The organism is Aeromonas sp. MR19 (genome assembly GCF_963899305.1).
Classification (GTDB): domain Bacteria; phylum Pseudomonadota; class Gammaproteobacteria; order Enterobacterales; family Aeromonadaceae; genus Aeromonas; species Aeromonas bestiarum.
Genome location: NZ_CAWQWZ010000006.1, coordinates 25,030 through 44,519 on the forward strand (window position 1 = coordinate 25,030; position 19,490 = coordinate 44,519).

Here is a 19,490-nt window from a genome sequence, read left to right on the forward strand (position 1 = left end):
GCGTTGTCAGTTCGCTTAAAGGTGTGTTCATCGCGGCAACAATGAACACGAAATAACTCATTAAGGATTTCGGTATGAATGAAAGCACACCTTTAAGCGAACTGGATTGTGGCGAGAGTTAACTAACTCTCTTTCTTAATACTATTTAGTGAATTAAAAGTAATCTATTTTTACTCTTCAACTTCTTTTTTATTACGGCCAACGTTATCTTTAGAGCCAGAGCCGCGTTTATCCAATCGTTTGTCCAGTACAACATCGCGTTTAATCGCGTAGTTACTGAGTTCTTCCAGTTGAGAATAAAACATCTGGGATTTAATTTGTTTATCCCCTCGGTAGTCTATGTGCAGTGCAGCCAGAACATTTCCATGAGTCGGTGTTTCAAAAATCATTACATAGAGTTCTTGTTTATTATTAGAGAAATCGCCACAAGCAATGATCATCTGTTCTTTTTCTTTGTTGATCTTGTAAAGTTTACGGACGTTAATAAGCGCTTGGCGACGAGTGGCAATCTTTTTTGCCTGTTCTTCGCTAACTTCGGACTCAGACTTTTTTGAGTAGCGATCCCACATACGTTTAGCAGGCTGCGGCTTTAGTTCGACTCTTATACCACCAAGTGACAAAGAGTAGCTGTTACCATGTTTTTGAAAAGTGCCGTGTTCGGCACTCTCAGTTAATTGGAAAATATCTTCTTCACCGTAATGAAATGGCTTAGACGCCAGGAATGCAAGAGTTTCGGTAAGTAGATTGGAAGTTTCAAGTTTCATTTTATTTCTCCGGTTTGATTAACGATTAGCAGTTGCTCTCTGCTACATGGTTATTTAGAGAGAATAAAAAGTATCTATTTTTGGTAGCAATCGAATGCCACTCGTGGCTAGACGCGCTGGCGCGCTCATGGCTTCGTTTTGGCTGGTAAACGAGTAGGCAAGTAGCTAAGGCAGGTAAGTATCGCTGGTGGCTCGTCCTGGCTCGTTTTGGCAGGTAGCAGTGATAAGGCTGGCTCGTAAACGGTCTGGTGAGCAGAGCTGGCAAGTAGCAATGTTGTTCGACGCTGGCGCGCCTCACGAATGGTCAGAAAGTAGTCAGTAGAGATAAAATAAAATCTCTTATAATACTATAATGAGGATCTAAATTATCTTTCGCGCTTGCGCTGTGAACAAGCGACGAGCCGAAGGCGAAGTCGTGCAGTTCACTATCACCTTGCTACTCGTTTCTATAACTTACCTTCAAGTAGCAATGTTAAGAGGCTGCGCCTCAACTCGCTGCGCTCGTTTCCGGTATTTCTATCATTGATCTTTAATCGCTATCTAAAATAAACGCAAGACGCGCCAGCGTCTGTGAGCGTAGCGAACTATCACCTTGCTACTCGTTTCAGTTAATGACCCATTACTACTTACCTTCAAGTAGCAATGTCTAGCGGCTGACGCCGCGACGCTTCGCGTCTTCTTCGTTTTGTTATCTGCCTTTTCATATCGCTACTTACAAACAGCCTTTCTACTCGCGAACTAGCCACGAATCGGAGCGCGCCAGCGCGACTGTATTTGTTTTATTATGGTGCGGCTCAATGGCCACGCGCTTCTCCAATGAAATAGTTTCAGGTTTTACCGAAATAGTTTCAGGTTTTATTATGGTGCGGCTCAATGCCACGCGCTTCTCCAATGAAATAGTGTCGCAAATGTTTACTCTACTGCCACCAGCTATATAATATATGTATCCTATATTGAAAACGAAATGTTGTTGCCGCGACATTTCAAAAGATTTTAAAGCCGTGTTCTTAATCGTTCACGGCTTTTTCTTTATCCGTCATGCAATGATCATCTAAATAATTATATGAATACAGTGATATCTCCCTTAGCTTCTATTGTATTCTCCTTGAAAAAATCGAATATCTTGTGAAAATGTTAGCACAGTTCCTATTGTATTCGATCAAACTAGGCACCTTCGGGTGCCTTTTTTGTTTCCGTCTGAAAACAAAACTTTTTCAGTGCTTGTTAAATAGAGATAACAGAATAAGTCTGAAATCGAATCCGTTTCAGACAACCGGAGAAATAAAATGAAAGAAGATTTAAAAGCGGTGCTAATGGCATCGATTAAGAAAAAGGTAGTTACCCTTTCGGACGGCAAAAAAGTTACAATTCGTCCTATGCTAACGAAAGAGCTTAAGATCCTCGTATATGGCCTAGAGAATAAGAAAGAGCCGGAAGAGTTCATGACGGAAGTTATTAAGAGTTGTATCCAAGAAAAGATCAACATTGATACCCTTACTATTTTCGACTTTGAAAAACTTAGTTTCGAGATCTGGAAGCTTGCAAGGACTGATCCAAATATCAGCGTTCCGTTTGTGTGTAAGAACGAGGTAGACGGTAAAGAGTGCGGAACAGATATCAAGGTGGACTGTAACTTGAACAATGTTGCTTTAAGCCGTGATCCAGAGACATTGATTAAGCTGAATAGCAATATCTCCGTTAAAATGCGCTATCCAAACAAGATTGAACAAGCTTTCTTTGATCTCACTAATGAGGCAGATTTCTTTGATCTCTGCTGGCGTCTCGTTGAGGAGGTGCATTTCAATAATCAGATTATGAAAGTCGGTATTGATATCAAACTTGAGGAATTGCTTGAGCTGAATGAATATATTTCACCGGAAGAAATAACACTTATGTTCGAGTTTGTGAATAACATGCCACATCTTGTTATGGACGTAGCAGTTAAATGTCCGTGCTGCGGACACCATGAGGCTGTTCGCTTAAACGGTATTGAAGAAATCTGTTTTCAATAAAAACAAAAAAGCAGGATCATCATGATCCTGCTTTTTCATTGGTGCAAGTAGACAACTAAGCAAAAACATTTATCTGTTATCTCTCACCTATCACCGAAAACGCTAAACAGGACTCCTATTGCCTGTCAACTCATACACAAAAAGCATGTCATACACAAAACATCCACCTGACGGCTTTTGTTGAATGCCTATGGCCTCCTGTTACCATGCTCTTATTGAGTGAAAGTGACTTGTCGCGAAACAGTAACAGAACGGAATAACTTGACAATGAAACTTGTTATCTATCACCGAGTGAGTACAAAAAAGCAAGGTGAAAGCGGACTCGGATTAGAAGCGCAACAACGAGATACCGATTTGTTCCTGTCTCACTATGCAACAGATCCAGAAGTGCTTGAAACGTTCGTTGACGTTCGTTCCGGTAAAGGCTCATTAGCTGACAGGCCGACTTTGAAAGCAGCCGTCGAACTATGCAAGCAGACAGGCGCAACATTGCTTGTGGCTAAAGTAGATAGACTTGGCCGAGACGTGGAATGTGTGGCTCATATCATCAAGCTGGTGGACGTTCGTATCGCTTGTCTGCCGTTTGCTGATAAGTTCCAGGTACATCTATACGCCGCTCTAGCAGAACAAGAACGAGAATTCATATCTCAGCGCATCAAAGCCGCATTACAATCGGCCAAAGCGCGTGGAGTTAAGCTAGGCGGCATTCGTGACAACTTGCAGACAGACGGCATCAAAGCAGCCGCAGACGATAGAGCCGAGAGTTTAAGAGCGGAGTTCGCTGAAATGCGTAGAAATGGCTATAGCCTCAAGCGCATGTCTGAAAGTCTGAATGCTCGTGGTATCAAGACGGCTAGAGGATCTGAGTTCAGCGTGACAACATGCCAACGAGTTGTGCAGCGTCTCGGGCTATAACCCCGTTAAATCCCGTTTGTGTAAAAACAAACGGGTTATCTTATTGCATATAACAAAAAACCGACACGATGGTCGGTTTCTTTTCACTCGTTTATGTTCACGCTGACTCTGGAAGATCTGTAATGTCAACGGGGGCTGTTGATTCGCCAACTCTTGCTTTTACTTCTTCTGACGCGGCTTCACCTCGAGCTTTCATTTCTTCTTTTGTCTGCCCAGAAGCTATCGCTCGACTCATTTCATCAGACGCTTTCCCCTTAGAGCCGCGCATGATGCCGTACTTCTTACCATCGAGTTCGTAAATGTATAGGTCGCGTTCTGGGGCTGGCTTAGTTGCATTGCCCTTCTCTGCCTTACCAGATTTCACTTTAGGAGAAAACAACTCTTTTACTTGATCCAAGCTCATGTTGTTTTCTTTAGCGAACAATTCAAGCTTTTTAATCAGATTCGCGTTTCTTGTTGCTTCTGCTTCTTTGTAAGCTTCATTTACGGTACTGAGAAAGTTAGCTAACGTATCGTTTGACTCGCAAAAATGAGTCACCAAATCATCTTTAGTAATCAGCATTTCACTTAACACTTTTTGTTCCATGATAAACTCCTTTGACTTTTTCAATATGGATACTAACAGGAGCCAAGTTTCTGTAAAGAAAAAAGGCACTCATTCGAATGCCTTTTAACTGTTAACGCTTATACTTCTTCGCCATCTTCATTTCCATGATTTTGGCTAGCATTCGTTTTTCTGCTTCCGCGTCATGGATATCACAGACAATCAACTGGCCATTTGATGCAGCGAATACTAGTTCTTTTTTGCTTTCGGTATCGTTTATCATTCTTACGGCTTCAATGTGAATGGTATTACCGGTAACAGTTATATGAACTTCCTCTTTACCATTTAATATATCCACCCCTTCAACTACTGCCGTTGTTTTAACAACAAAGCAGGCTGAATTTTCATCTTTGAAATCGTGGACTTTTGCATTATTCATTTTTATTCTCTAGCAGCCTGAAAGCGCGGCATACTACTCACTTAGGGTTATTACTCCAATCCGTTTATTCATCGTCACAATAAACCGTATTATCGCCATCTGAAATGAGCATTTTAAGCTCACCTAAAAACGATTTCGTATCTGTAATTGATGATATTTCATTCGCCCCTGACTGCTTTTTAACCCCAATATTCAAACCAAATATTTTGATGTGCCCGTTCGTTAGATAGATTTTTACACTCGCAGTATTTTTAATTCTATTAACAACGACTCTGTTAATAACCCTCTTCAACGCGACCCGCTGTTCATCCACTGTCCCAGAAAAAACTTCTTTTATCTGCGTAGTCGGAACAACGGCTATTTTTTGCGCGTTAGCTACCGCATCTTTTGCTTTAGCTATGTCTTTGTAGAGATCTACCAGCGCATCCACAGCACCAGCAGCCATAAGAGCATCTTTCACACCTTCCAGCTTCGCCAGTCTTGCCTGTAGTTCCGGCAGTTCGTCCTTTTGTGTATCGCTGCTCTCATACGTAATTCGGCCCAAACAATCTATGAGCGTTTCATCAAAGTTCCGAATTGCTACTTGATCACAAGCACCAACCTTTGCTCTTGAGCATTTCCGATAACGTTCACCAGCAGAGCCAAGCTGAACTGACAGCCCAGCACCACATTTGCAGAACAGCATGTTATGAAACGGACTCGACTTCCCTTTTCTGCCCGGCCTTTCACCATTGATTTGAATCTGCTGCCATGTCGTGAAATCGCATAGCGGAGGGAACACATCCGGCATACTGCTAACAAGCTGATTGTCCGTGACTCTGATTTCGTCTCCGTTGTCGTCGTACAGCTTGATCGTCTTCATTGAATAGAAGTCTTTCGTGCCATACAGAGCACTGTTAGACAGCACCACTCGGATCGACGTATGACCCCAATTCCCACCGCGAGAAGACTTGATGCCTCGTCTATTCAGCTCAGACGCAATTCCCAGAGCCCCTACCCCCTTCAATCGCAGTGCGATAATCAGCCTGATAGTCTCGGCATTCTCATTCAGAACAAACCCGCTATCCGTCTTGTCTATCCAGAACGGCCAGCGGCTAACATCACCATCTTGTCTCTTGCTCTTGTAAGCCGCTGAAACCAGATCTGATTTTCGCTGGCTCTCCTTCTCGGCCATGTCTGCCGCGACCATCAGCAAGATGTTTTGAACAACGTCATTCACGTTCTCTTTCGTGTAGACCTGTCCCTTGTCGAGGATCACTAACTTGCAGTCATAGACGCATGTGATTGTGCGTATCAGCTCTTGCGTGTGACGCCAGCCACGACGGCTAAGACGGTCGGTACTCTCGAACAGCACATAGCTACCACGCGGAATCTTGCCCTCTGACATAGCTTTGATTAGCTGCTCGAACATAGGACGCTTGATCGACTTCCAGCCACTCACACCTAGATCACGAAAGCTCGTCTCTTGAAGCTCGACCCCGTTTGCACCGCACCATTGCTGGGCTGCTTTGACCTGGCGGTTTATACTGTCGCCATCCGCTTGCTGACTTGATGAAAATCGAGCGTAAAGCCATGCTTTCATTAGTTTTTTACCTGAGAGAATCTGACTTGCAGATTGTACACATGAACAAGCAGCACTGGAACACGGTTACCCTGAGCGACACCCTGGCCAGCGATCTTTGGCAAGGCTGGGTGCACCACTCCTATGAGCGAGTGGTCGCCGGTCTGCCCAAGGCCAAACGGCCGCAAGCGCCGACACTGTGAGCCATCCCATGCCAGAGCAGCCCGATATAGTCCCGCTGTGCGAACAGCATATCCCCGCCCTCATCGCCCTGTTCGAGCAGTCGGTGCGCCAACGCGGCCCCGAGCATTACAGCGAGGCGCAGGTAGAGCAGTGGGCCCTCGGCGCCCATCATCCCGGCTTTGTCAGCCAGTTGCGTGAGCATCACGGCTGGGTGCTGGAGCAAGCCAGCGCCGTGCTCGGCTTCGTCACCCTCAGCGACGATGGTCACCTGAGCCTGCTTTATGTGAGCGCCGACCATCAACGGCAGGGGCTTGGCGGCCTCTTGCTCGCCACCGCCCTCAGCCAGGCCGGTCGGCTCGGCATCGAGACCCTGACAACGGAGGCCAGTGCCTTCAGCTATGGGCTATTTTTACGGTATGGCTTTGAGCTGACCGGATTGGAAAGCGTGGAGCGCGGCGGGGTCGGTTTTATCCGCTATCGTCTGCACTGGCGCTTGCCAAGCTAGGTCCAGCCACTAAAATACGCACAGTTTTTCCGTATTGTTGAGGATTGAGGCCGCCATGGTTGTAGAAAGCGAAGGCTATATCGCCCTGATTGAGTATCTGGTGGAGAGTCTGGGACTGTTTGAAACCCAGCAACAGAGCAGTGGTGAACAGACCATCGAAGATCTGGTGAGCGGCCGGGTGGCCGGCAACCTGATGGCCATCTGCGAACAGAACCCGCAGCTCGATCCCAAGTTGCGCTTCATGATCATGCAAGAAGCCGATGCCGTGGTCGCCGATCTGGAAGAGGTGCTCTCCGCCGTCTGGCTGCGCGCCCCGACCCCGGCCCAGCAAGCCTTCCTCGAAGAGTTCATCGATCTCATCAAGAATCTGTTTGACGGCGCCATCAGCTAACCCATCGAGACAGCTTGTCGCCGTGGCGCAGACCCGAGCGTCCGAATATTCCCGCAAACAACACACATGAAAAGGGCCGCCTTCAACGGGCAGCCCTGCTTGCTATCATTTCAACTCATCAAGCTTTTCAATGACTTTTAATGAATATCGAGGCAAGAAATGTGTCTGGTCTTGGCTCCCATCCTTGGAAGCTACCAAGTTAGGCAAGGTCGATCCGGTTTAGTTCCCGGCCATGACACATTTTTTTACGATTTTTTTCATCACGCTGACACTCAGCTTGTTCAGCAGCATGCTGACCGTCAAAAAGAGCCGCAACTGCGGCTCTTTTTCATGTGCAAACAGGGAGTCGCCAAACGCGGCACGGCCGCTTAGCGATTGAGACTCGGCGGCAGGCAGACACCTATGCCACCCAGTCCGCAATACCCTTCCGGATTCTTCTCCAGATATTGCTGATGGTAATCCTCGGCGTAATAGAAGGGCGCCAGCGGCAGGATGCGGGTGCTGATGGCGCGGCTGTCGCCACTGGCCATCATGGCCTGCTGATAGGCCGCCATGCTCTGCTGGGCGATGACCTGCTGGCTCTCGTCGGCATAGAAGATCACCGAGCGGTACTGGGTGCCGACATCACCGCCCTGGCGCATGCCCTGGGCCGGATCGTGCTGCTCCCAGAACAGCTTGAGCAGATCGCCGTAGCCGATCACCTTGGGATCAAACACCACCTGCACCGTCTCGGCATGGCCGGTCAGCCCGCTGCACACCTCCTTGTAGGTCGGATTCTGGGTCACCCCGCCCTGATAGCCGGCGGCGGTGGAGTAAACCCCTGGCTGTTGCCAGAACAGGCGCTCCACGCCCCAGAAACAGCCCATGCCAAACCAGGCTACCGCCATCTCTTCAGGCCAGGGACCCTGGGTCGGGTGGCCATTGACCGCATGCTGCTGGCCAATCACCATAGTCTCGCGGCGTCCCGGCAGCGCGTCTGCCGGTGAAATAATCTGTTCCATGAACCCTGTCCTTGTATAAAAACCTGTGCGATCGCACAGCTGACGAAAAGGAGTCTCGAAGATAACAGTTTATGGGCCGGGATCAACCAAGGCCGCAGCCACGCTGGGATGGCGACATCCTCCAGCGTCCGACCATCGTCCGGCGGGAGTCCCTCATCCCCCGTCAGCCCAAATGGCGGCATAAAACGGCAAAATCAATATTTAGTCTTGATTTGTGAATTTATTTTCATATATTGAGCCCATTGCTGTTTTTTTATGGAAGAAGCCACAAGTGCGTGAACGCGAACCCAGCCTGGTCTATGCCTTTCGGCAGTCTACCCCCTATGTCAACGTGCACAGAGGCGCCACCTTCGTGCTGATGATGGGCGGGGAAGCCCTCTGCCACCCCAATTTTGCCAATATCGTCAGCGATATCGCCCTGCTGCAGACCTTGGGGATACGCCTGGTGCTGGTGTTCGGCTCACGTCCGCAAAACGACGAGGCGCTGGCCCGCGCCGGCATCGAGGCGCAATACCACAGACGGATCCGGGTCACTGATGATGCCAGCTTCGCCCTCATCAAACAGGTGTGTGGCGGCCTGCAGTACGACATCACGGCTCAGCTCTCCATGGGGCTGGCCAATACGCCCATGCAGGGGGCGCGCATCAGCGTGGTGAGCGGCAACTTCGTCACCGCCCAGCCGCTCGGGGTGGATGACGGCATCGACTTTTGCCACAGCGGTCGGGTACGCCGCATCGACGTGGAGGGGATCACTCGCCAGCTGGATCAGAAGAGCCTGGTGCTCATCTCCCCCATCGGCTGCTCGGTCACCGGCGAGAGCTTCAACCTGAGCTCGGAAGAGGTGGCCCGCCGGGTGGCGGTGGATCTGAAAGCGGACAAGCTCATCTGCTTCAGCAGCACCCAGGGGGTGATGGACAGACAGGGCGAAGCCATCTCCGAGCTCTTCCCCGAGCAGGCCGAGGAACTGCTGGTGGAGCTGGAGCAGGCGGGGGAAGAGATGTCCGGCACCGCCCGCTACCTGCGTGCGGCCATTGCCTCCTGCCGCGGCGGCGTGCCCCGCTCCCACCTGGTGAGCTATCAGGATGACGGCGCCATGCTGCAGGAGCTGTTCAGCCGCGATGGTCTCGGCACCCAGATAGTGCGGGAAAGTGCCGAACAGGCCCGCGCAGCCACCATAGAAGATATCGGCGGCATTCTGGATCTCATCCGCCCGCTGGAGGAGGAAGGCATACTGGTGCGCCGCTCCCGCGAGCAGCTGGAGATGGAAATAGACAAGTTCACCATCATAGAGCGCGACGGTCTCATCATCGGCTGCGCGGCGCTCTACTGCTTCATGGAAGAGGCAATGGCGGAAATGGCCTGCGTCGCCATTCACCCCGAGTATCGCAACTCCAACCGGGGGGATCAGCTGGTGGCCAAGGTGGCCGAGCGGGCCAGGCGGCTCGGCATTCGCCGCCTGTTCGTGCTCACCACCCGCTCCATTCACTGGTTCCGGGAGCGGGGCTTCGAGCCGCTGGAGGTGGAAGACCTGCCGGTGGAACGGCAGCGCTTCTACAACTGGCAGCGCCGCTCCAAGGTTTTGTCAAAAACCATTTCGTAAGTTATTGATCTTGTGTCTGGTTGTCGCCGATTGTTAAGTTTTTCACAATCTCGATTGACAGTGCAATCCAGCGCAGGGTATTTCTAATTGCACTCCACCGCCTGCGGTGGAGCCAGAAGAGGAGCGCTGCCCAGGCAGCCCGAGGGAGGACGCCAGAGTCCGATGAACTTGGGTCAGGGGGAGCAGCGCCGAGACGAGTGAGGCAACTGGATACCTCAACGTCGGCTGCGGGGGCTGAATCCCCCGGGTTGTCATCGGTAGTGGTCATCCCCCACCGAGCCCCACAAGGGGCTGGTACGGGATGGGCTCTGCGGGTGGAGTGCTTCTGGCCGGGATAGCCTCTCTCATTCCTGCCATTTTCAGCCTCCTCCTCTCTTTTTGCCCGATGGATCCGGATTTTTAAATTAAGACAGGAGTAAGCAATGAGCCCGATCAATGTCGCCAAGTTTGGCGGAACCAGTGTCGCCACGGCTGCGGCCATGAACAACTGCGCCGATGTGGTGCTGGCCAACCCGGCGACCCGGGTGGTGGTGCTGAGCGCCAGTGCCGGCGTCACCAACCTGCTGGTGGCCTTGGCCCAAGGCGATCTGGACGAGACGGGCCAGGAGGCGCAGCTGGCCAAACTGGCCGAGATCCAGCAGGCCATACTGACGGCGCTGGGTGACCCAAGCGATCTGAGCACCCTGATCCATGCCACCCTCGGCGAGATCCGCACCATGGCGCGCCAGGCCAGTCAGCATACGGATGCCGAGCTGGCCGATCGCCTCATCGCCTGCGGCGAGCTGATGTCCACCCGCCTCTTTACCGAGCTGCTGCGCCAGCGCGGCGTCAAGGCCCACTGGCAGGATGTGCGTCAGCTGATGCGCACCGACAGCCGCTTTGGCAAGGCGACCGTGGATCTCGCCGCCACCCGCATCCTCTGCCAGCAGGCACTGGGCCCCCTGCTCGGCGACAGCCTCATCATCACCCAGGGCTTCATCGGCTCGGATGCCGATGGCCGCACCACCACGCTCGGTCGGGGCGGCTCCGATTACAGCGCCGCCCTGCTTGCCGAGGCGCTGGATGCGGGCAGCATAGAGATCTGGACCGACGTGCCCGGCATCTACACCACGGATCCGCGCCTAGTCACCCGCGCCCGCCCCATCCCCGAAATCAGCTTCGTCGAGGCGGCCGAGATGGCCACCTTCGGCGCCAAGGTGCTGCACCCGGCCACCCTGCAGCCGGCGGTACGCCAGGACATACCCGTGTTTGTCGGCTCCAGCAAGGATCCGGCGGCCGGCGGCACCTGGATCCGCGCCAGCACCCGCACCAGCCCGCTGTTTCGCGCCGTGGCGCTGCGCCGCCAGCAGGTGCTGGTCACCCTCCACAGCCTCAACATGTTCCACGCCTATGGCTTCCTGGCCGAGGTGTTCGGCATCCTGGCCCGTCACCGCATCTCGGTGGATCTCATCACCACCTCGGAGGTGAGCGTGTCGCTGACCCTGGATCACACCGGCAGCCAGAGCAACGGCGAGCCCATCTTGAGCGACAAGGTGCTGGCCGAGCTGGGTCAGCTGTGCAAGGTGAAGGTGGAGACAGGGCTGGCGCTGGTGGCGCTCATCGGCAACCGCATGAGCGAGGCGGCCGGGGTGGGCAGTCAGGTCTTTGACGCCATCCGCGAGCACAACATCCGCATGATCTGTTACGGCGCCAGCGCCCATAACCTCTGCTTCCTGGTCAAGGAAGAGGAGGCGGGCCACATAGTCAACCGCCTCCACCAGGAGCTGCTCGACTGAGCCAGTCGAGGTTTGACACTGCATGAAAGAGGGGCACCCAGGGTGCCCCTCTTTTCGTTGCAGCCAAGGTCATAGACGCAGATAGCCGCGCCAGCCTAGCCCGCCAAAGTGGGCACCGGCAGCAGACAGGCGCGGATCGCCTCGCGCAGGCCAGCGAGTCGGGCCAGCAGCGCCGCCTGGTCAAGCCCGGCTTCGTCCGGTCCCAGGTTGTCCGCCAGCTCGGCGAAGTGCTCGGTCACAGCCCGCTCCAGCCAGTCGAGCCGGCGCAGGGTGAGCGGACCGCAGCTCTTGCCGCTGAGATCATCCTGGATGTCGAGCCTGTGGCTGCGATACATGTCGCGCCACCAGTTGGCGGCCAGCGCCGCGTCGCTGGCCAGTGCCGAGCGCCACTCCCCCTGCAAGCCCTGCAAGCGGGCCAGCACGGGGGCGCTGGCACCCTCCCGGGCCAGGTATTGCAGCTCGCGCTGCACCCAGGCCAGGCACAGACCGCGCCAGTAGCGAAACTGCGGAAGGGGATCCGGCTCATCGAGCCAGAGGCCGGAGAGGGTGCGGGTCTCCAGCCGCTCGGGCACATGAAACTGGGGATCGGAGAGGCCGTTGGAGTTGAATTCATGACGGGGATCGAACGGCCACATGTAACCAAAGTCGAACACGGCGATCTGCTGGCCATCGTCGAGCAGGTTGCCCGGGCTCGGATCCCAGTCAAACCAGCCCCAGTGGGCAAGCTCGGCCTGCACCGCCAGCATCTGCGCCAGATTGCGCTCGTTGAGATCATGCACAGGCACGCCCCGCAGCCAGGGGGAGATGAGCACCCCGGCCCGGGCCGAGCCGAAGCAGGTACAGACCACATTGGAGAGAATGGTGGGGTGCAGCTCGCGCAGGGCCTCTATCTCGCGCCGCCGCTCCAGCTCGGTCAGGAAGGCAGTCTTGCCGTCGACGTTGGCCACCAGGGAGTCGTGCCGGCGCCGTTTCAGGCACCAGTGATGTCCCTCCACCTTGAGGTGAAACACCTCGGCGGTGAGGCCGTGACGATACACCTTGATCACGGCGGGATGATCCTCCTTGAGTCTCACCAGCTGCGCCAGTGGCAAGGGGCAATCCCGCTCGCGTCCGATCCGGATCTCCTCCTTGCTCTCCAGCATGCGGAGCAATCTTGCCTGACGTGCCGCTACTTTGGGATTCATACATGCACCTCCATCATTATTGAGAGACTAAGCAGCAAGGCAGGCGCAGACCAGAGGCAAAGCGTCATGATGACGCTTTCATCACAGAATGAGTGTGGCCGTCCGATCCGGATCACAGTTTGCATGGATCCATGGTCATGAAATATTCATTGTCTGGTCATTAAATTGACAACAAGGAACAAGCCCCTCACCATCGGGTCAAATTAAATGCAGCAACCAGTCGCCGTCATCACTCGCTCAAAGGATGAGCTCATATGAAAGTCCCCTCTTCAGCACGCTTGTCAGCCAGGGTACCCAGTCTGCCCTCCCTGCTGCTTGGCTTGCTGGCCGCGCTGCTGCTGCTGACCCTGATACTGCCGCAGATCAATCCTGGCAGCTGGCTCGGCCGGGCCCAGCCGCTGGTACTGGGGCCTGCCGATCAGCCGATCGCCACCCTCACCCGTCATGCCCTGCTCTACAAGAGCGACAGCCGTGGCCTCTACCTGGTGGTGCGCAGCCAGTGGCAACTGCTCAAGCCGTTGCAGGAGGGGGACAAGGTACGGGTGGAGTTGCTCAACGAACGGGGTGAGCGGATCGATCAACTGAATCAGCCGGTAGACAAGCGCCAGGTGTGCCGCAAAACCCGCTGTACCCTGGATCTCAACAGCACACTGCGGGCGCCCGACGATGCCCTCGCCAGCCGCTATCAGCTGCGGATCGGCCTGCTGCTCAAGGAGAGACCCGAGAGCGCCGAGTTCAGCCAGATCCTGCAGACCCTGCCGGAACAGGGTTTCAACCTCAGCTACCTCTTCACCAGCCTGGTGCTGGTGCTGGCCCTGAGCGCCGCCGTGCTCAGAACCGTGCTGCCCCGCCTCAGACGCAGCCTGCGCTGGCGAGTCATCGGCAGCCTGCTGCTCGGCAACCTCACCTTCGTGCTGCTGCACGGCTTCGTGGTGTTCAAACTGGGGGAGTTTCTGCTCTGGTCCGGTTTCAGGCCCGAGCACTACTACCTCGCCTGGGGCAGCATGGTGCTGGGCTGGAGCCTCTGCGCGCTGGCGGGTTTCAACCTCTACATGGGGCTGGTGTTCACCGCCCTCTCCGGCATAGGCCTGCTCGCCAACTTCATGAAGATCGCCATCTACGGGGTGCCGCTGGGGGGGGACGATCTCGGCAACCTGCTGGCGCTGCTGCGCATCCTGCTGGAACAACATCCAGTGTTGCCAGTGCTGGGCGCCGGCCTGCTGCTGTTTCTCTGCTGGCGCTTCGCCCTGTCGCGCTGGATCCTGCGCACCCTGGCCGCCACCGCCGCCTTCTTTGCCCTGTGCGTATTCGCCACCCAGACCGGCAACAAGCTACTGGGGGCCAACATTCGCTACGTGGACAGGGTGGTCAACTATCACAGGGACATCATACGGGCCGGCCCCGGCCTCTATCTGTTCAACCTGGTGGACGAGATGCTGCAAAACGGCAGCGTGTTTCGCTACCCCTTGCAGATCAACGAGCTCACTCCCCAGCTCAGCCATGCAAGCCAGGGGCAAGCCCCCCGCTTCGATCTGGTGATAGTGCTGCAGTACGAGTCGCTCTGGCTCGGCTGGCAAGGCAAGATCTGCGCCCCGCCCCCGACCCTTAGCCTGCCCGCCAGCGTGCAGCAGTGGCACAAGACCATCCACTCCCCCACCACGGGCGGCATGACGGTACTGGCCGAGTTCGAGATGAACACGGGCCTGCCGGTGGGCCTGCTCAAGCAGGGGGTCGTGCCCTACTACTACCTCTCGGAGCAGGTGCCCGGCCTTGCGCAAAGCGCCAGGCAAAGTGGCTACAAGACCCTGTTTGCCCACCCCTATGTGGAGAAGTTCTGGGGCCGCGCCAAGGCGATCCCGGCCCTTGGCTACGAGGAGCGCTGGTTCGATACCCGCTTCACCACGCTCGAACATAAAGGGCTCTATATCTCGGATGATGCACTGATCGATCACCTGCTCAGGCGCAGCGAACAGGATAGCCAGCCCCTGTTTGCCTATGCGGTCACCATGCAGGGCCACGGCCCCTTCGACGGGGATCGCTATCAGGCCCAGCAACTCGACAAGGCCTGTCCTGATCAGAGCGCGGCAGAGCGCCAGCTGCTCAACACCTACTACACCGGGGTGGTGGATGCCATGGCTTCGCTGGAGCGACTGCTCAAGACCCTGGACCAGTCCGGCAAGCGCTATCTGGTGGTGGCCTTTGGCGATCACCAGCCGTTTCTGATGTCGGCGGGCAAGGGGATTCACGGTGACAAGCCGCCTCGCGATGCCACCTACCAGATCCCCATGATGGCCTTTGCCCGCGATGATGGTGCCCTCAACCTCGCGACCCAGTTTGCCCCGGTGCGCCAGCTCTACCAGATGGGCCAGGCCACCCGCCAGCTGCTGGCGGGGGATCTGACCCCGATCCCGGATCTGGCCCTGCTCCACCCTGTACTGGGTGAAGAGAAGGGATTCGACGTCTCGCCCCTGGTGCCGCAGATCCGGGCCAGCTTCCGGCCGGATGCCCTGCCCTGATCCCGGATCTGAGAACGTAAAAGAGGCCGCTGTTGCGGCCTCTTTGCATTCTGGTCTGGATTGCGATCGGCTACTACGCCGAGCCTGAGCTGACACGGCCGCTAACGCAGCCAGGGCTCGCACAGGGTGAGAGTCTGGGCATCGAGATCTAGCTCAGCCTCTATGCCAAGAGGCAGGGTCAGCATGGGGTGGGTGTGGGCGCAGTCAAACTCCGCCAGTATGGGAAAGGCCGGCTCCCCCACTACTTCCAGCAGAATATCGAGCGGCCGCTTGCCACTGCCCTGTTGGTTGAAGAGCTCGTGCTTGCCGAGCACCAGAGCACCGATGCGCTCGAACACCCCGCACAGCTTGAGGTGGGCAAAGGATCGCTCAACGGTTTCGGCGGACAGCAGGCTGTCTTCCAGCAACAGAATATCCCCGTTTTCAATCGGCGGCATGTAAGGGGAGCCCCAGATCCCCGCCAGGGTATTGAGGTTGCCGCCGATCAGCCTGCCCCGCACCTTGCCCGATCCCACCGAGATCAGCCGGTTGGGCAGGCACTGCTTGGCCCGGGTCTGGTTTTCCCAATCCAGCCGCTCGTCGGTCCATTGCGCCGGGGTCGGCAAGGTATGAGGCACGACGGCGCCACCGGCCTGGCAGATCTGGCGAAAGCCCGACAGGGTCTCGTCCACCAGCGGCGGCAATTCACCGAACGAGGCCACCAGCGCCGGCCCGTAGAAGGTAACCAGGCCGGTTTTGGCATAAATCCCGAGCAACAGGGCCGTCACGTCCGAGTAGCCGATGATGATCTTGGGGTCCCGTTTCAGCGCCTCGTAATCGAGATACGGCAGCAGGGAGTTGGAATTGCTGCCGCCGATCACCGACATGATGCAACGCACCTCTGGATCGCGAATGAGTGCATTGAGCTCGGCTGCCCGCGCGGCTATGGAGCCGGATCGCCAGTGATCCTGCTGGCCGGTCAGGCTGCCCGCCTTGAGCCTGAAGCCCTGTGCCTCCAAAAATGCCCTGGCGCGAGCAAAGCGCTGTGGCGCCCAGGCCGTGGCCGCGCTGGAGGGGGAGAAAAAACCTATGGTGTCGCCAGGTTTGAGCCCTGGCGGCTTGAGTGATGTCATCGCAAGACGTCCTGTTCCGATTATGGCCATCCAGGGCATAGCCGCCCACAAGAAAGGACTCATAATAGCCATGTCATGGCCCTAAAGACACCAGGAAAAGATGGCAGTGCCAAGGTGCTGCCCGGCTCCAGCCGGTTGATGATCAGGGGATTGAGGCCGGGCACGGGCACGCGGAGTGATTCACTCGCTGGTCGGTTTAACCCAGAAACGGCGCACCCATTTCTGGGTGATCTTCTCGTAGGAGCCATCCTTGCGCATCTGATCGAATGCCTTCTGAAGCTGCTGTATGGTGGCGTCATCCGTGTTGCGGCTGAAGGCGAAGTAGAACAACATTGTCTCCTGGAACTGGAACATGGGGACAAAATCCGAGTAGTGATGCCCCAATGTCTCTATGTGATAGGCGGCCCCCATCTGCATGGCAGGGGCCACGTCTGCCCTCCCGCGCAACATCATGCGAAACTTGTCATCCTCGTCGTGTACCAATACCAGATTGAGCCCTTTTCCCGACAGCTCACGGGCCATCGCCGAGTCGCGCACCACGGCAATCCGCCAGGGAGCCAGCTCGGCTAGCTGGCTGGCCACCAGATCGTCACGGTTTGCCAGGCGATAAAACCAGATGACGCGAGGACCGATTGGGCCAATCCAATGGAAGAGCGCCTCCCGCTCCGGGAGCCGTATCATGCTGAAGATGACGGTATCGGGATCATACTGCGCCATCTGGTAGGCCCGCGCCCAGGGCAGGAGTTGTATGCCCTTGCTGTCGAGCGTGATGCCGCTGACCTCCAGCATTCGGTGCAGCATATCCACCGAGAGCCCTGTGACCTGACCATCCCTATCCCGGTAGTTGTAAGGGGGAAGCTCCTCTGTCACCGCCTGAATGCTCGCCCCCACGGCACTGCCCAGCCAGCACCACAACAATAACCAGCGAATATGGAACATGATTGACCTCCAGACCGTCCTCTCTTGTGTCAAGTATGGCGGGCATAAGCCGTACTGCGTATAGCGGCTGACCGTCAAGCACAGGCGGCGGATCGGCTGCCATCCCGCCACGCCGGGACGCAGAAACTGAAAAACCGGCAGAAGGTTGCCGGTTTTTCAGTGTATTCAAGGGATCAGACCAGCACGGCGGTTCCGCTGATGCTGACCATCAGCATGCTGCCGTTTTGCCCCACCACCTCGTAGTCGATGTCGATGCCAACCACGGCATTGGCACCCAGGGCGGAGGCACGTTCTTTGAGCTCATCGAAGGCAATCTCGCGGGCACGGGCCAGCTCTTTTTCGTAGGCGCCGGAGCGGCCGCCTATGATGTCGCGGATCCCGGCAAACAGATCCTTGAAGATGTTGGCGCCGAGGATGGCTTCACCCACGACTATGCCGCGATATTCACGAATGGTCTTGCCTTCCAGGGTGGGGGTGGTTGAGAGGATCATCTTGGTTTCCTTATCGATTCACTGGGTAGACAGCCTAAAGCAGCGATAGTTTCCAGGCAAGAAAACAGACTCGATGCGTGTCTGTGGATCAGTGCTGTCTGTGTTTGGAGGGGCAGGTTCCGTAGAGAGTCGACCAGTTGGATCCTGCGGCATCAAGCAACGGGAGACAAGGCTGAGCAAGCTGCACGATAAGCACCCAGGCGCCCCCTCAATAGCCGATCTGGCCCAAACATCAAGTGATAGAAGTGTCAGTTGTGGCCCATTTCGCCTTTCCATAGGGTGAGTCTGTCCCGGCCCGACGCCGGAGACTGACCCACTTCGTCACGAGGACAGCATCATGATGCAGCTCGACACCCGACCACCTCATCCCACCCCTTCAACACGGGTACCTTTCCACGCAAGCCACCTCGCCGAAGCCCGTGCGGAGGCCACACCATGACCACAATCACCACACTGGATCTTGGGGATCAAGGCCTGCTGGCAGCCTACCTGTCTGCGGCCTCACCGGCCCTGCTCAACCAGAGCTATGCCAATCTGCTGCTGATGCAGCAGTCCCTGGCCAGGAGTGAGCTCGACTCATCCCTGGCAGTCAAGATTGAGGCCTACCAGGCCCAGATGCTCAACCAGGCGCGCTACTACCAGCAAGACAACCTGCCTGGCCTTATCCATCTGATGAGCTATGGCTCGAATTTCTACGCCCTGGTCGCGGCCTTCAACCGCTTGCTCGGCCAGGATGACGATGCGGCCGGGCGAGCCAAGCTGGCAGAGCAGCTGACCTCGCTGGCCGATCAGGCCCTGAGTTACCGGCTCTTGGCCCAGACGCTCAACACCCGGGTTCAGGTCGCCTGGGGTTCGCTGCGTCCCCTGATGGACAACTTCCTGGGGGTGATCACTCAGCTCGAGCAGGATCTGATCGCCGATGCCCAGCGCCAGGCCAAGGCCATAGACGCACTGAACCAGGCCATAGCGGCAAACATTCAGGCCATTGTCGATGAGGGTGGCAAGGCCGGTGAGGGTGTCAGCCAACTGGGCCACGCTATCGTGACCTCGCTGGCGCTGGAGGAAAAACCCGCCGCCAAGCCTGCCGCTAGCCAAGGCACGGCCAAGGGATCAGACCAGCAGACCCAATACATGATCGCCGGTATCCAGGCCCTGTCATCCGGCATAGCCGGTGCCAGCCTGGCGGCCAAGGAGCTCAAGGCCAATACCCAGAAACTGGCTCAGGCCTATCAGGCGCTGGCAGAGACCAACGCCATGCTGACAGTCGCAAAGTCGGTGCAGGCCCAGAACCAGCTGTTTGTCAGCACCTACGAGACGGTAGCCAGGGCGATCACCGGCCTGCCCTCGGGCTGGCAGAAGGTGGCCGACGCCTATCAGAGCGCCGTTCCCATAGTGGCCGACCTCAGCAACGACGGCGATGTGCGTCTGCTCAGGCGCACCCTGGCGCTGGATACCCAATCCTGGCAACTGCTCTCCGATCAGGTGAATGACATCAAGACCGCCTACGCCGGCAACGGCGTCCTGCCCGATGCTTAACCCCACCACAAAAGGACGATAG

Annotated in this window: 17 protein-coding genes, 1 pseudogene and 1 riboswitch; of the genes and pseudogenes, 9 read left to right on the plus strand and 9 right to left on the minus strand. The window is 55.9% G+C overall.

Annotated features, from left to right (window positions below):
* Nucleotides 1-170: 170 nt before the first annotated feature.
* Complete coding sequence (locus tag AACQ95_RS03505) at nucleotides 171-764, minus strand: hypothetical protein (RefSeq protein WP_241280601.1); 594 nt, start codon at nucleotides 762-764, stop codon at nucleotides 171-173.
* Between the two features lie 1,286 nt (nucleotides 765-2,050).
* Between AACQ95_RS03505 and AACQ95_RS03510 the strand changes: the two genes are divergently transcribed.
* Nucleotides 2,051-2,776 carry a gp26 family baseplate hub assembly chaperone gene (locus AACQ95_RS03510; protein ID WP_241280602.1) on the plus strand — a complete coding sequence of 242 codons (726 nt, stop codon included), beginning with the start codon at nucleotides 2,051-2,053 and terminating at the stop codon, nucleotides 2,774-2,776.
* Between the two features lie 267 nt (nucleotides 2,777-3,043).
* On the plus strand, nucleotides 3,044-3,691 hold the full coding sequence (locus tag AACQ95_RS03515; protein WP_241280603.1) for a recombinase family protein: 648 nt from the start codon (nucleotides 3,044-3,046) through the stop codon (nucleotides 3,689-3,691).
* A 97-nt stretch (nucleotides 3,692-3,788) separates the two neighbouring features.
* Here AACQ95_RS03515 and AACQ95_RS03520 read toward each other — a convergent pair whose 3' ends face one another.
* The 3 genes from AACQ95_RS03520 to AACQ95_RS03530 form a co-directional block, all read right to left on the minus strand.
* Entirely contained in the window at nucleotides 3,789-4,277 is a 489-nt protein-coding gene (locus AACQ95_RS03520) for a hypothetical protein (protein WP_241280604.1), read from the minus strand.
* Nucleotides 4,278-4,368: 91 nt separating this feature from the next.
* The gene (locus tag AACQ95_RS03525) at nucleotides 4,369-4,674 is read right to left on the minus strand and encodes a hypothetical protein (protein ID WP_241280605.1); all 306 of its coding nucleotides are present in this window, start codon (nucleotides 4,672-4,674) and stop codon (nucleotides 4,369-4,371) included.
* Between the two features lie 64 nt (nucleotides 4,675-4,738).
* Complete coding sequence (locus AACQ95_RS03530) at nucleotides 4,739-6,256, minus strand: recombinase family protein (RefSeq protein WP_241280606.1); 1,518 nt, start codon at nucleotides 6,254-6,256, stop codon at nucleotides 4,739-4,741.
* Between the two features lie 38 nt (nucleotides 6,257-6,294).
* On the opposite strand from AACQ95_RS03530, the pseudogene AACQ95_RS03535 reads away from it, so the two are divergent.
* From AACQ95_RS03535 to AACQ95_RS03545, 3 genes and pseudogenes are all read left to right on the plus strand, one after another.
* A pseudogene (locus AACQ95_RS03535) lies at nucleotides 6,295-6,438 on the plus strand (MmcQ/YjbR family DNA-binding protein); the annotation flags it as partial.
* A gap of 8 nt (nucleotides 6,439-6,446) precedes the next feature.
* Nucleotides 6,447-6,923 carry a GNAT family N-acetyltransferase gene (locus tag AACQ95_RS03540; RefSeq protein ID WP_241280607.1) on the plus strand — a complete coding sequence of 159 codons (477 nt, stop codon included), beginning with the start codon at nucleotides 6,447-6,449 and terminating at the stop codon, nucleotides 6,921-6,923.
* A 55-nt stretch (nucleotides 6,924-6,978) separates the two neighbouring features.
* Complete coding sequence (locus AACQ95_RS03545) at nucleotides 6,979-7,314, plus strand: DUF3802 family protein (protein ID WP_042869761.1); 336 nt, start codon at nucleotides 6,979-6,981, stop codon at nucleotides 7,312-7,314.
* 368 nt (nucleotides 7,315-7,682) lie between these two features.
* Here the strand turns inward: AACQ95_RS03545 and msrA are convergent, their stop codons facing one another.
* Entirely contained in the window at nucleotides 7,683-8,315 is a 633-nt protein-coding gene (msrA, locus tag AACQ95_RS03550) for a peptide-methionine (S)-S-oxide reductase MsrA (protein WP_043556141.1), read from the minus strand.
* 271 nt (nucleotides 8,316-8,586) lie between these two features.
* Here msrA and argA point away from each other — a divergent pair, with 271 nt between their 5' ends.
* Together argA and lysC are read left to right on the plus strand one after the other, a co-directional pair.
* Nucleotides 8,587-9,915: an amino-acid N-acetyltransferase gene (gene argA / locus AACQ95_RS03555; RefSeq protein ID WP_241280609.1), complete on the plus strand. Its 1,329-nt coding sequence runs from the start codon at nucleotides 8,587-8,589 to the stop codon at nucleotides 9,913-9,915.
* 108 nt (nucleotides 9,916-10,023) lie between these two features.
* Nucleotides 10,024-10,248, plus strand: a riboswitch (Lysine riboswitch).
* 89 nt (nucleotides 10,249-10,337) lie between these two features.
* The gene (gene lysC, locus AACQ95_RS03560; protein ID WP_098983829.1) at nucleotides 10,338-11,690 is read left to right on the plus strand and encodes a lysine-sensitive aspartokinase 3; all 1,353 of its coding nucleotides are present in this window, start codon (nucleotides 10,338-10,340) and stop codon (nucleotides 11,688-11,690) included.
* A gap of 95 nt (nucleotides 11,691-11,785) precedes the next feature.
* On the opposite strand, the gene AACQ95_RS03565 is transcribed toward lysC, so the two are convergent.
* Nucleotides 11,786-12,874: a hypothetical protein gene (locus AACQ95_RS03565; RefSeq protein WP_098983828.1), complete on the minus strand. Its 1,089-nt coding sequence runs from the start codon at nucleotides 12,872-12,874 to the stop codon at nucleotides 11,786-11,788.
* Between the two features lie 254 nt (nucleotides 12,875-13,128).
* On the opposite strand from AACQ95_RS03565, the gene AACQ95_RS03570 reads away from it, so the two are divergent.
* Nucleotides 13,129-15,390 (plus strand): LTA synthase family protein, encoded by a 2,262-nt coding sequence (locus AACQ95_RS03570; protein WP_098983827.1) that lies wholly within the window; start codon nucleotides 13,129-13,131, stop codon nucleotides 15,388-15,390.
* A 101-nt stretch (nucleotides 15,391-15,491) separates the two neighbouring features.
* On the opposite strand, the gene AACQ95_RS03575 is transcribed toward AACQ95_RS03570, so the two are convergent.
* The 3 genes from AACQ95_RS03575 to AACQ95_RS03585 form a co-directional block, all read right to left on the minus strand.
* Nucleotides 15,492-16,502 carry a S66 family peptidase gene (locus AACQ95_RS03575; RefSeq protein ID WP_241280611.1) on the minus strand — a complete coding sequence of 337 codons (1,011 nt, stop codon included), beginning with the start codon at nucleotides 16,500-16,502 and terminating at the stop codon, nucleotides 15,492-15,494.
* Nucleotides 16,503-16,682: 180 nt separating this feature from the next.
* Nucleotides 16,683-17,441, minus strand: a complete 759-nt coding sequence (locus tag AACQ95_RS03580; RefSeq protein WP_103470551.1) for a substrate-binding periplasmic protein — start codon at nucleotides 17,439-17,441, stop codon at nucleotides 16,683-16,685.
* A gap of 173 nt (nucleotides 17,442-17,614) precedes the next feature.
* Nucleotides 17,615-17,932: a heavy metal-binding domain-containing protein gene (locus AACQ95_RS03585; RefSeq protein ID WP_043556151.1), complete on the minus strand. Its 318-nt coding sequence runs from the start codon at nucleotides 17,930-17,932 to the stop codon at nucleotides 17,615-17,617.
* A gap of 435 nt (nucleotides 17,933-18,367) precedes the next feature.
* Here AACQ95_RS03585 and AACQ95_RS03590 point away from each other — a divergent pair, with 435 nt between their 5' ends.
* Entirely contained in the window at nucleotides 18,368-19,468 is a 1,101-nt protein-coding gene (locus AACQ95_RS03590) for an HBL/NHE enterotoxin family protein (RefSeq protein ID WP_241280613.1), read from the plus strand.
* Nucleotides 19,469-19,490: the final 22 nt, after the last annotated feature.